This window comes from Romboutsia maritimum (assembly GCF_002251085.2).
GTDB lineage: Bacteria > Bacillota > Clostridia > Peptostreptococcales > Peptostreptococcaceae > Romboutsia_B > Romboutsia_B maritimum.
In genome coordinates this window covers 88,918-100,867 of the sequence record NZ_NOJZ02000003.1, presented here as the reverse complement: position 1 = coordinate 100,867, position 11,950 = coordinate 88,918, and the positions used below count along the sequence as shown (strand labels likewise).

The following is an 11,950-nucleotide window of genomic DNA, read 5'->3' as shown; positions in this document are numbered from 1 at the left end:
AAAGGTGTGATAGATCGTGATCTATCACACCTTTACTAATTATATTAAAATTTAAGTTTTATGCAAGGTTTTCTTTTATATCAAAATTTAAAATCTTATCATAAAGATTAATACAAGGTTTTTGAAGTACTTGCATCATAGGTCCGATGGCTAATATAACTATTATGCTTCCAACTCCAACATTTCCACCTAAAAGTATAGCTAATAAAAAACCAATAGATTCAGATGTTATTTTACCAATCATTAAAGAAAGATTTAATTTAGATTTTATTGCTAACATGAAGTAATCAAGAGGGGTATTAGGTAAATTAGATACTAAGTAAATTGAAATACCTAAACTAACAACAACTAATGCCAACATGAACATTAAAAATTTATAGATAAGCGTAGTAACAATTATAGACCCAAGAAATAACATCCAAAAATCAATAAATAGTCCTAAAAATACGGAAGTTATTAGTGTATAAAAATTAGGTATTTTTTTGTTAAGAATACCACCTATAATTAGTTGAATAACTGCAACTAAATTCATACAAGCTCCTATTGATATATCTAATATGTTACTCAATCCTATATTTACAGCATCCCAAGGTCCTGATCCGAAATTAGATACAATAAGCAGAGAAATTCCAAGACCCATAATAAGTAAACCTACTAAAAAGAAAATAATTCTGATGAAAGTATCTTTTTTATTAAAATTTAAACTATTGACCATAAAGACCTCCTTAAATTATATTGTCTATATTTATAATTATAAATTAAAATCAGTTTAAGTTAAAAATTATACCATAAACTAAAAGGAATATATATATAATTAAAAAAATTAAATTTAGAAACTTAAAGTTTTTGTTAAGGGCTATAAAATATACTATAATTAATGTATATAAAATAAACCTAAAAATTAAACAAAAATTTAATTCATTGAGAAAGCAATTTTGACAAGGGAGGAAAAGATTATGAATTATAAAGAATCATTAAAATATATAGCAGAAACTCATAAATTTGGAATTAGATTAGGGTTAGATAATACATCTAAATTATTAGAACTATTAGGTAATCCCCAAGAAAATTTAAATATAGTTCATGTAGCAGGGACAAATGGAAAGGGTTCAGTTTGTTCGTTTATAGCTAAAATATTACAAGAAGAAGGATATAGAGTCGGACTTTATACATCGCCATTTTTAGAAACATTTACAGAGAGAATAAGAATAGATGGAAAAAATATTCCAGAAGAAGAAGTAGCTAAAATAGTTAGTATTATAAAAGAAAAAATTGAAATAATGGTTAAAGAGGGCTATTCATATCCTACCGAGTTTGAGATAGTTACTGCGATGGCATTTTACTATTATCATCAACAAAAAGTGGATTACTTAGTTTTAGAAGTAGGTTTAGGTGGAAGATATGACTCTACAAACATAATAAAAAATCCATTAGTAAGTGTGTTAGTTTCAATAAGTCTAGATCATATAGGCGTACTTGGAGATACAATTGGAAAAATAGCATATGAAAAAGCAGGAATAATAAAAGAAAATTCAACTACAATTGTGTACAAGCAACTTAAAGAAGCAGAAGAAGTTATTAAAGAGGTATGCAAAGAAAAAAAATCAGAGTATATAGAAGTGAATTTTGATGATGTAAACATTAAAAAGTCAGATATACAATCTCAAGTATATGATTGCAGTGTAATGGGAAAAAAATATGAAGATTTACAAATTAAATTAATAGGAGATCATCAAGTAAACAATTCAATTTTAGCATTAAATGTAATTCAATTTTTAAGAGATAATAAAAATTTAAAAATAAGTGAAGAATCAATCAGAAAAGGTCTTATAAATACAAAATGGCCAGGTAGAATTGAAAAAATAAAAGATAACCCTTTATTTATAATAGATGGAGCACATAATGAAGATGGAGCAAGATCATTAGCAAAAGCATTAGATAAGAACTTTAAAGGTGAAAAATTAACTCTTTTAATAGGAATGTTAGAAGATAAAGACATTAACTCTGTATTAGAAATACTTATGCCAAGATTTAATAAGGTAATAACAACTACACCAGACAGTGATAGAGCGATGAATGCAGATAAATTAAAAGAAAAGATATCTAAGTATATAGGAGATGTAACATCTAAACCAGATATAAAAGAAGCACTTAATTATACATTAGAAACATCAAACAAAAATGATATTATAATAAGTGCTGGATCTTTATATATGATAGGAAAAGTAAGAACTTTAATGAAAAATAAATAGTTAAAATTTTTATACATAATTAATATAAGCAATCAAAAAGAGAACTAAAATTATTTTTTAGTTCTCTTTTTGATTAAAGTTAAGTTATATTTTATATCAATTATAAAGAGTTTTTTATAGCTTTAGATAACTGATCTGGACAAGATGTATTTTTCCCACCACAAGTTATATTTTCTAGTTTTTGAGCAACGTCAAAAGCATTTTGACCTACTACTAAAGTTTTTATCCCTATTAAATTTCCAGGACATCCACCTATAAAGTCAATATTAGTAATGATATTATTATCATCTACTTCAAAATTCATTTCTCTACAACAAACACCACTAGGTTTAAATGTTATTTTCATAAATGTCAGCTCCTATAATAATTTGTATTAAAACATTATATTAATAATATCAATATAAAACTAAGAATGCAATAATCAAACAAAATGAATAGTACAAGCTAAAGATAGAATATATTTTTAAGGTATATGATTTATAGAAAGGAGGCTAATGTTTGAAGGTATATATTTCTAATTATTTATCTAAAAGTATTAGTATAGTAGATTATTCAACTTTTAAACTAGAAAAAGAAATTCAGCTAGGTGATAATATATATCCACATCACTTTTGTATAGACAAAGAAAGTAAAATGATTTACATACCTAGCTCGAGCAATGGAATTCTTTATGTGTTAGATTTAGAAAAGAATAAAATAATTGATAATGTATCTATAGGTGGAAATTTAAGTCAAATAGTATTATGTAATAATGAGTTATTCATATCTAATGAAGATTCAAATAGTATATATATATTAGATAAGATTAATTTATGTCCAATTGGAATTATAAGCGTAGATAATATGCCACATGGATTTGATTTTGATGAAAATGTCAATAAGTTGTATGTACCGTGCATAAATTCAATAGTATGTATAGACGTGATAAGTAAATGTATAGATAAAAAAATAGATACAAACTTTAAAGCATGGCATATAAAAATTGATAAGATGAAAAAAGAAATATATACATCAACCTTAGATGGAAAATTAGTTATACTAGACGAAGAAACGATGGATATTAAAAGGATAATAGAGGAGTTTTTATTACCTGTAGAAATTTGTTTTAACTACAAGTATAGGAAAATCTATATAACAGACTTGGGATATAAAAATATAAGGATACTAGATTATAATACACTTAAATATTTAGGAAATATTGAAGTAGATGGAATTCCGCAAGGATTAGAAATTTCTAAAAATGAAGATTTGTTATTTGTATCTGATACTCAAAGAAATTCTTTTAAAGTATATGATGTTAAAAGTAATAAACTAATAAAAGAAATTAGAGTAGGAAAAGAGCCTACAACTATAATCTGTATGTAGGCTTAATGGCTATCGCGTATTAGTAAATCTATAACTTCTGCATACATATAGGATGCGTTATTTTTCCAGTTATTACAAATAAGCTTAGCTTGTTTCTCTGATGAAACATTTAAATTCAAATCTATTAAGTTAGATTGATTTTCAATGACTCTTAAGTTAACTATAAATTCAGTATCGCTTTGCTTTACAAAACTAGACTTAACTTGAGTATCAGCTAGTAAATTTTCTTTATTTAAAACTATGTACTCATCAATTTTTTTAGTTACACCTACAGGTATCCTAGATAGAAAATATTCTAAAGTTTCGAGACCTTTTTGAGTAAGAGAACAATATTCTCTGTCAGAGTTTTTATATGTAGTTAAAAACTTAGATTCCATAAGTTGAGATAGAAGTTGTTGAAGTGAAAAATAATTCATCATTTCAGTTTCTAAAACAACTTGAGTTATTTGAGAATTAGTTAAATCCATATTAATTTTATTTAAAATATATAAAATCAAAAGTTTATGATAAGCTAATTCTTCATATGAGTTTTCAAACATGATATCATCCTCCGTAAAACTATTTCTATATATTATATTAAACCAAAACATATAAAAATAAAAGTACAATTTAATTAATATTAAAATAGAATAAGACAGAAAAAGGCTACCAAAATGGTAGCCCTTTCTTACCTAGGTGTCAAAATTTACTATTTATTTGCCAGCCATTTGGTTTTCGGCCATTTCAACTAATTTTTTAGTCATATATCCACCAACATAACCATTTTGTCTAGCTGTTAAGTTACCTTTGTCAACATTGTCGTAATTAGCTAAACCTATTTCGTTAGCTATTTCTAACTTCATTTGGTTTAATGCAGCCTTAGCTGCTGGAACGACTTGCTTGTTTGAACTTGCCATAGTAAATTCCTCCTCTAAAGTTGATGTCTTTTACAACACTACTGTTTGTGTTGTTACTATTAATGTAACCAAATTAAAAAGATTATATACAGAAAAAAATAGGAAGAAATGTAAGAAAAAATCTAGTTATAAAGTTTTCTGTTCATTTTGATTTTTTTATCTTTACGTATTCCTTCCTGAATACCATGTGGTTCTCTTTGATAAAATCTAGCATCAGCTTTCATAACTATTTTGTTGTGATTAATTTGATCGCCTTTGATATTTTCAAAATTATTTTTTATGTCTGACATAATTACACCACCTTTTATTAGTATTAATTTTAAGTTACCCAAATAAATAATTTATTTTTATAGTAATTTTTTGAAATTAAAAAAAATAAGTTTTTAATATATGACTATTTATAGTTAGGAGGTTTAATATGAATAGAAAGATAAAAAATACTAAGGCATTAATTTCTAGCATATTGTTTTTTATGCTAACATTAGTTTTAGTATTTGGATTAGTTTATGGAATAAAGTACATATGCTCTATACAAGATGATACTAAAATGCCTATACACAAGGTAGATACCGATGAGAAAAAAATAGCACTTACGTTTGATGTTGCTTGGGGGACTGAAAATATAAATGATATAATGGGGATTTTAGAAAAGCATAATATAAAAGCTACATTCTTTTTAGTAGGGAGTTGGGTAGATGATAATAAAGAATTAGTCAAAAAGATACATGATGCAGGACATGAGATAGGAAATCATTCAAATACCCACGCTAATATGACAAAGCTTTCAGATGAAGATATAACAAATGAAATACAAACAACATCAGAAAAGATATCAAATATAATAGGCGAAAAAATTAATCTATATAGACCACCTTTTGGAGAGATAGACAATACGTCTATGGAAATATGTCAAGCATTAGATTATAAGGTAATTAAATGGGATGTAGACTCACTAGATTGGAAAGATATAGGGCCAAATCATGTTATTGAGAGAGTTGTAAAAAATACTCAACCAGGTTCTATAATTTTATTTCATGCAAATGTAAGTAATGTGAAAAATTATTTAGAATCTATAATAAGTCAATTTGAAAAAGATGGATATAAAATGGTTAAAGTTTCAGATTTAATTTATAAAGATAACTATATGATAAATTCATCTGGTGTTCAAAAACTTAAAGAAAATTAAGTAAAAAGGGGTGTCTCAAAACTATAATAATTTTGTGACAGTCCCTTTTTGTCTTATTATATATAAAAACTATGTTCAAGAAATATTAAATTTAACTGATTTATTTATAATACAAACAATTAATTGTAATAAAGTATTCCTTCCATAAATATATATTATTGTATAAGAAAAGATAAAAACATAAGAATTAACAATTGTGGAGGGATAAAGTAATGATTGCTATGAGGGATGATACTAATGTAGTAAACTTAAGAGGAGAAATTGACGATAATTTAGAATTAAGTCATGAAATATTTGGAGAAAAGTTTTTTAATACTAGAATAAAAATAAATAGATTAAGTAACTCTTATGATATATTACCAATGACTATATCAGAAAGATTATTACAAGAAATAGACATACAAGAAAATAAAAATGTAAGTGTTACAGGACAACTTAGATCTTATAACAAGAATGTTGATAATAAAAACAAATTAGTATTAACTGTATTTGTTAGAGAAATAAAATCTGTAGAAGAAGATAATAAAGATCCAAATAACATCTTTTTAGACGGATATATATGTAAAGACCCTATTTATAGGAAGACACCTCTAGGAAGGGAAATAACAGACTTATTAGTAGCTATAAATAGACCATATAATAAATCAGACTATATACCATCTATTGTATGGGGGAGAAATGCGAAATTTGCTAAAAGTCTTAAAATAGGAGATAGAATACAAATGTGGGGTAGGGTTCAAAGTAGAGAGTATGAGAAAAAACTTGAAAACGGAGAAGCCATGAAAAAAGTCGCATATGAGGTATCTATATCCAAAATAAAAAAGTTGCCAGAGAACAATAATGAATAGGAAATCGTTAATATATAATATATTAAATTTATGTATTGAATAGTTGCTCACGATTTATTATAATCTATTCTATGATGCAATTTTAGAATGTAATAAATAAAGAGGGGGCGCACTGTGAAAAGCGTATTATATCATGAATATGAACCTAATGCAGATTTAATAGATACATCTAATGATGTAAGATGTTTTTTAGATACTATTAAGTATGATATAGGGAATAAAATATTACTTGTAGGTAATATAGGAAATTTAGGTAAGAGACTGAGAATGCTTGGAGTTTACGTGACAATACTAGAAAATAGTAGTTACCAAGATGTATGTTATTCTTTAATATATAATGAAAATTGTACAGTTGTAAAAGGGTCATTAGAGTATCTACCATTTGAAGATAGTTATTTTGACAAAGTAATAATATTAGATCATTTTAATCATACAAATAATTGTGATAAAGCTTCATCGGAAATAAACAGAGTTCTAAAAAAAAGAGGAGAACTTGTATTAGAAGACTTAAATTTAAAAAATTTAAAAGTTAAACTAAAATGCTTAAAATATAAACTTTGTGGAGAAAATGTAAGTTATAAATATCCTCAAGAAATAGTTAACATATTTTCAAAACTTAATTTTGAGGGATCTCTAAAAGAATTACAAAATGAACGATACATTTATATAGGAAAAAGAAAATAAATACGCTAAAATATAATTGTAAAGATAAAATATATTAGACTAGGTTATGCCTAGTCTTTTATTGTAGGGAGAAGATATTTATGAATATAAATTATAGCGTAGTCGTAGTGGTAATGTTATTTGTAATATTAATGTCAATTCAATTAACATTGAATAAAATATATATGGTTTTAAAAGATATAAAAAACATATTGAATTTAAGAAAAACTAAGGAATGATAAAGATGATAAGTCTAGAATATATAAAATCAGATATACAGAACATAGCAGAAGCAATAAGAGCTGTACTTAATATAGATGTAACTATAGTAGATGAGAACATGATTAGAATAGCAGGAACAGGCACTTATGTAGATAAGGTAGGGTATAAGGTTGAAGGTTATTCAGCATTTAAAAAATCTCTTACAGAAAAAATAGTTATATTTATTGATGATCCTAGCTGTAATGATATATGTAGTGAATGTTTTAGTAAAAAAAAGTGTAAAGAATTTGCTGAGGTATGTTGTCCAATTATTTGTGATGAGCGTTCATATGGAGTAGTAGGTCTTATTGCATTTACAAAAGAACAAGCAAATATAATAAATAATAATATAGAAGGTTTAATGAATTTTTTAGGTAAGATGGCAGATTTAATTTCTAGTAAATTAAAAGCTCAAATAAAAACTTATGAACTTGAATTAGAAAAAAAGAAATTAGAAATACTTGTAAATAGTATGGATAAGGCAATAGTTTCAATAGATATAAATGGACATATAGATAAATATAATTGTAAATTTAAAGATATATTTAACATAGAAGATAACGTAGTAGATAAAAATATATTTAGTATATTAGAATTTATAAATAAACCGTTTTATGAAGAATTTAATAAATATAAATCTTCAAGCTTTATTTATAGAAAAGGAAATTATACATTAAAGGGTGTATATAATATTAATAAAATAATATTAAATAATGATTTAAAAGGATATGTAATAGATTTTATTGATAAAAGAGAGACCATAAAAAACTATAATAAGATAAATAAAGATTATATTATAACTTTAGATAATATAATTGGCGAAAGTAATGCTATAAATAATTCTAAGAGAGATGCTCTTATGGCATCGAAATCAAATTCGACTGTATTAATAACAGGTGAAAGTGGAACAGGAAAAGAGCTATTTGCAAGAGCGATACATAATCATAGTGATAGGTCAGAAAATCCTTTTGTAACAGTGAATTGTGCAGCTATACCAGATAATTTGTTAGAGAGTGAATTATTTGGATATGAAGAAGGTGCATTTACTGGGGCCAAAAAAGGAGGAAAATTAGGTAAGTTTGAATTAGCTCATAAGGGAACTATTTTCTTAGACGAAATAGGAGATATGAGTTTGCACTTGCAAGCGAAATTACTGAGAGTACTTCAAGAACGAGAATTAAATAAAATAGGAAGTAAGTCAAATATACTTATTGATGTTAGGATTGTTGCAGCAACTAATAAAAATTTAGAAGATATGGTATGTAAGGGAACATTTAGAGAAGATTTATATTATAGATTAAATGTTATACCTTTACGATTGCCAAGTTTAAGAGAAAGAAAAGATGATATTTCATTATTAATAAATTATATGATGAAAGAATACTCTGAAAAGCTTGGTAAGAAAGTAGTAAGTATAGATGATAAGGTTGTAAAAACTATGGTCGATTACAAATGGCCAGGCAATATAAGGGAGTTACAAAATATTATTGAATATAGTATAAATATGGCTCCATCTTCAGTAATTACTTTAAATTTAATACCAAACAAATTAAAAAATATAGAGTGTGAAGAAATTATATCAAATGATGGAATCATAAGTACGCTAGAACAATTAGAGAAAAAAGAAATTTTAAAAGCTTTAAATAAATATAAAGAGTATAAGAAAGACAAAGAGTTAGCAGCCAAAGCACTAGGAATATCTAGAGCTACTTTATATAGAAAATTAGAAAAGTATAATATAATCTCAAAATGAAACGGAATCTCATTTTGAGATTTTTTTATGTCAAAATGAGATTATAGAGAAAGTATTTAGAAGATAATCTATTTTATACATATATAAATAATAAAAAATTAACATACTATAGCTAAGGAATTTAAGCTTTTTTAACAAATATAATTAATAACTAAAAATTTGGCATGGTTATTGCTAAAAATAAAAAGTATTAAATTCATTGGGAGGTTTTCAACATGAGAGATATAAGAAATAATTTAGTAGAGATACTAAAAGCAGAAGTTAAACCAGCATTAGGATGTACTGAACCAGTAGCACTAGCATTAGCTTGTGCAAAGGCAAAAGAATTATTAGGAGAAGATATTGTTAAAAATAAAATATTAGTAAGCCCTAATGTTTATAAAAATGGTATGTGCGTAGGAATACCAGGGACAGAAAGATTAGGTTTAAAAATAGCAGCTGCGATGGGGTTTGTAGGTGGACATTCAGAAAATGGCTTAAGAGTTTTAGAAACTTTAGATGAAGCTCAAGTTAAAGAATCAGAGAGATACATGGATAATTCCCCATTAGATATATCGCCAGCAAATACAAAAGAAAAAGTTTATATAGAAGTAGTTTTAGAAGGTATTAATCATAAATCAAAAGCAGTTATAAGAACTAAACATGATAACTTTGTTTACTTAGAAAAAGATGGAGAAGTTTTATTAGATGAGGAACCTCAAGATCAAAATAATGAAGCGATAAAAGAAGAAAATATAATGGATAATGTAACTATAAAAGAATTAGTTGAGAATGTAGAAAAGATAGACTTTAAGGATATTGAATTTTTATTAGAAGGAATAAAAATGAATGAAGAAATGGCTAATTACGGTTTAAGCCAAAAAACAGGTATAGGTGTTGGATACGGTATTAAAAAATCTATGGAAGACGGTCTTTTAGGTGACGATTTAATGAATCAAGCAATGATGATAACAGCAGCAGCATCAGATGCTAGAATGGCAGGAGTAAAATTACCTGTTATGAGTTCTAATGGAAGTGGAAATCATGGTTTAACAGCAATACTTCCAATTGTTGCTTACAACAGAAAATTCCCACAAACTGATGAAAAATTAGCTAAAGCATTAGCGATATCTCATTTAGTAACAGCGTATATTAAAAACTTTACTGGTAGATTATCGGCTGTATGTGGATGCGGTGTGGCAGCATCAACAGGGGCAACAGCAGGTTTATCTTGGTTAATGAGTGGAGATATAAGACAAATAGAAGGTTCAATAGAAAACATGGTGGCAAATTTAAGTGGAATGATATGTGATGGAGCAAAAGCTGGATGTGCTTTAAAATTAGCATCAGCAGCATCAGCAGCAGTTCAAAGTGCAATAATAGCTAAACAAGAGTGTTATGTACCACCAATGAACGGTATAGTTGGATCTAAAGTTGAGCAAAGTATACAAAATTTAGGCAAAATAAGTGATAAGGGTATGTCCGTAACTGATGAGGTTATAATAAATGTAATGGATGGAATGAATAAGGTAGATTAATTAGAATACTAATTTAAATCAATAACCTTGCAAAACAGTCTAATCTCTTATAAAATGGAAAGTATCATCATTATATAGTGGAGGTTATATTATGGATATAGAAACTAAAAAATGGGAAGTACTATGTTCAGAGGAACAAATATCTGAAAGATTAAAAGAATTAGGAGCAAAGATTTCTGAAGACTATAAAGATAAAAATCTTATGGTTGTATCTTTATTAAAAGGAAGTTTTATATTCTGTGCGGATTTAGTAAGAAACATAACTGTACCAGTTAAAATTGAATTTATGACTACTTCAAGCTATGGTCATGGAGAAGAAAGTACTGGAAAAATAAACGTAGTAGCAGACATAAATACTGATTTAGAAGGATACGACGTTTTAATAGTAGATGATATAACAGATACAGCACTTACTATGAGTCATGTTATGAGTCACTTAAAAGGAAAAAATCCATCTAGCATAAAATGTTGTGTATTACTTGATAAACCAAGTAGAAGAAAAGTTGAATTAGTTCCTGATTATTGCGGATTCACTATAGAAGATAAATTTGTTGTTGGATATGGATTAAACTTCGGAGATTATTATAGAAATATACCATATGTATTTAATGTAACAAATGAAGACAGATAACAAAAAGTTGTCCTTTAAAGGGCAGCTTTTTTATTATTAAATTATAAATAATAAGATATAATTCGAAGTTAAATTGTTGTATTAAAATAAGGAGAAAAGATATGATTAATAGAAGTATCCATCATGTTTGTATTCAAACTGAAAAGTATGAGGAATCAATTAAGTTTTATAAAGAAATATTAGGATTTGAATTAGTTAGTGAAACACCTAATTTTCATGGCAGAGAGTTTAATACATGGTTAAAGTTATGTGATTTTATGATTGAACTTCAAACAGCTAAAAAAGGTGATAAACTTAATAATTGGAGTTCCTTGAATGAAGGAATAGTTCATATGTGTTTCTTAATTGAAGATGTTAATGAAGAGTATAGAAGGATAAAAGAATTAGGATACAATAATTTTAAAACAAAAAATGGAAAAGTAATTTATGATGTTGAAGGTGGGAGTTTATTTAAAGTTAAAGCTCCTGAAGGTACAGAAATTGAGATGAGGGATAGTAATATATAAAATTTATTGCAAAAAATCCTATGAAATTAGATATTTGAATTCTAACTTCATAGGATTTTTAGTTGATTTTAT

General features: G+C 26.3%; 15 protein-coding genes. 10 read left to right on the top strand and 5 right to left on the bottom strand.

Annotated features, from left to right (window positions below):
* Window positions 1-58 precede the first annotated feature (58 nt).
* Window positions 59-715 (bottom strand): YczE/YyaS/YitT family protein, encoded by a 657-nt coding sequence (locus tag CHF27_RS03400; RefSeq protein WP_095405630.1) that lies wholly within the window; start codon window positions 713-715, stop codon window positions 59-61.
* A 241-nt stretch (window positions 716-956) separates the two neighbouring features.
* Here CHF27_RS03400 and CHF27_RS03395 point away from each other — a divergent pair, with 241 nt between their 5' ends.
* On the top strand, window positions 957-2,252 hold the full coding sequence (locus tag CHF27_RS03395) for a bifunctional folylpolyglutamate synthase/dihydrofolate synthase (protein WP_095405629.1): 1,296 nt from the start codon (window positions 957-959) through the stop codon (window positions 2,250-2,252).
* A gap of 100 nt (window positions 2,253-2,352) precedes the next feature.
* On the opposite strand, the gene CHF27_RS03390 is transcribed toward CHF27_RS03395, so the two are convergent.
* On the bottom strand, window positions 2,353-2,598 hold the full coding sequence (locus CHF27_RS03390; RefSeq protein ID WP_095405628.1) for a TIGR03905 family TSCPD domain-containing protein: 246 nt from the start codon (window positions 2,596-2,598) through the stop codon (window positions 2,353-2,355).
* Between the two features lie 152 nt (window positions 2,599-2,750).
* Between CHF27_RS03390 and CHF27_RS03385 the strand changes: the two genes are divergently transcribed.
* The gene (locus tag CHF27_RS03385; protein WP_095405627.1) at window positions 2,751-3,617 is read left to right on the top strand and encodes a YncE family protein; all 867 of its coding nucleotides are present in this window, start codon (window positions 2,751-2,753) and stop codon (window positions 3,615-3,617) included.
* Window positions 3,618-3,619: 2 nt separating this feature from the next.
* Here CHF27_RS03385 and CHF27_RS03380 read toward each other — a convergent pair whose 3' ends face one another.
* The 3 genes from CHF27_RS03380 to CHF27_RS14160 all read right to left on the bottom strand — a co-directional run bounded on the left by CHF27_RS03380 (window position 3,620) and on the right by CHF27_RS14160 (window position 4,803).
* Window positions 3,620-4,156, bottom strand: a complete 537-nt coding sequence (locus tag CHF27_RS03380; protein WP_095405626.1) for a DUF4364 family protein — start codon at window positions 4,154-4,156, stop codon at window positions 3,620-3,622.
* A gap of 153 nt (window positions 4,157-4,309) precedes the next feature.
* On the bottom strand, window positions 4,310-4,513 hold the full coding sequence (locus CHF27_RS03375; RefSeq protein WP_095405625.1) for an alpha/beta-type small acid-soluble spore protein: 204 nt from the start codon (window positions 4,511-4,513) through the stop codon (window positions 4,310-4,312).
* Window positions 4,514-4,635: 122 nt separating this feature from the next.
* Window positions 4,636-4,803: a hypothetical protein gene (locus tag CHF27_RS14160; RefSeq protein WP_158534722.1), complete on the bottom strand. Its 168-nt coding sequence runs from the start codon at window positions 4,801-4,803 to the stop codon at window positions 4,636-4,638.
* Between the two features lie 128 nt (window positions 4,804-4,931).
* Here CHF27_RS14160 and CHF27_RS03370 point away from each other — a divergent pair, with 128 nt between their 5' ends.
* The 8 genes from CHF27_RS03370 to CHF27_RS03340 all read left to right on the top strand — a co-directional run bounded on the left by CHF27_RS03370 (window position 4,932) and on the right by CHF27_RS03340 (window position 11,878).
* Complete coding sequence (locus CHF27_RS03370) at window positions 4,932-5,699, top strand: polysaccharide deacetylase family protein (protein ID WP_095405624.1); 768 nt, start codon at window positions 4,932-4,934, stop codon at window positions 5,697-5,699.
* Between the two features lie 212 nt (window positions 5,700-5,911).
* Window positions 5,912-6,547 (top strand): single-stranded DNA-binding protein, encoded by a 636-nt coding sequence (locus CHF27_RS03365; protein WP_095405623.1) that lies wholly within the window; start codon window positions 5,912-5,914, stop codon window positions 6,545-6,547.
* A gap of 114 nt (window positions 6,548-6,661) precedes the next feature.
* Entirely contained in the window at window positions 6,662-7,231 is a 570-nt protein-coding gene (locus CHF27_RS03360; RefSeq protein ID WP_095405622.1) for a class I SAM-dependent methyltransferase, read from the top strand.
* An 80-nt stretch (window positions 7,232-7,311) separates the two neighbouring features.
* On the top strand, window positions 7,312-7,449 hold the full coding sequence (locus CHF27_RS14360) for a hypothetical protein (protein ID WP_199533601.1): 138 nt from the start codon (window positions 7,312-7,314) through the stop codon (window positions 7,447-7,449).
* Window positions 7,446-9,224, top strand: a complete 1,779-nt coding sequence (locus CHF27_RS03355; RefSeq protein ID WP_095405621.1) for a sigma-54 interaction domain-containing protein — start codon at window positions 7,446-7,448, stop codon at window positions 9,222-9,224. Before CHF27_RS14360 ends, CHF27_RS03355 begins: the two co-directional genes overlap by 4 nt.
* A gap of 215 nt (window positions 9,225-9,439) precedes the next feature.
* Entirely contained in the window at window positions 9,440-10,741 is a 1,302-nt protein-coding gene (locus CHF27_RS03350; protein WP_095405620.1) for an L-cysteine desulfidase family protein, read from the top strand.
* Window positions 10,742-10,832: 91 nt separating this feature from the next.
* The gene (gene hpt / locus CHF27_RS03345) at window positions 10,833-11,372 is read left to right on the top strand and encodes a hypoxanthine phosphoribosyltransferase (RefSeq protein ID WP_095405619.1); all 540 of its coding nucleotides are present in this window, start codon (window positions 10,833-10,835) and stop codon (window positions 11,370-11,372) included.
* Window positions 11,373-11,473: 101 nt separating this feature from the next.
* Window positions 11,474-11,878, top strand: coding sequence for a VOC family protein (locus CHF27_RS03340; RefSeq protein WP_095405618.1), 405 nt, complete (start codon window positions 11,474-11,476; stop codon window positions 11,876-11,878).
* The last annotated feature ends 72 nt before the right edge of the window (window positions 11,879-11,950 follow it).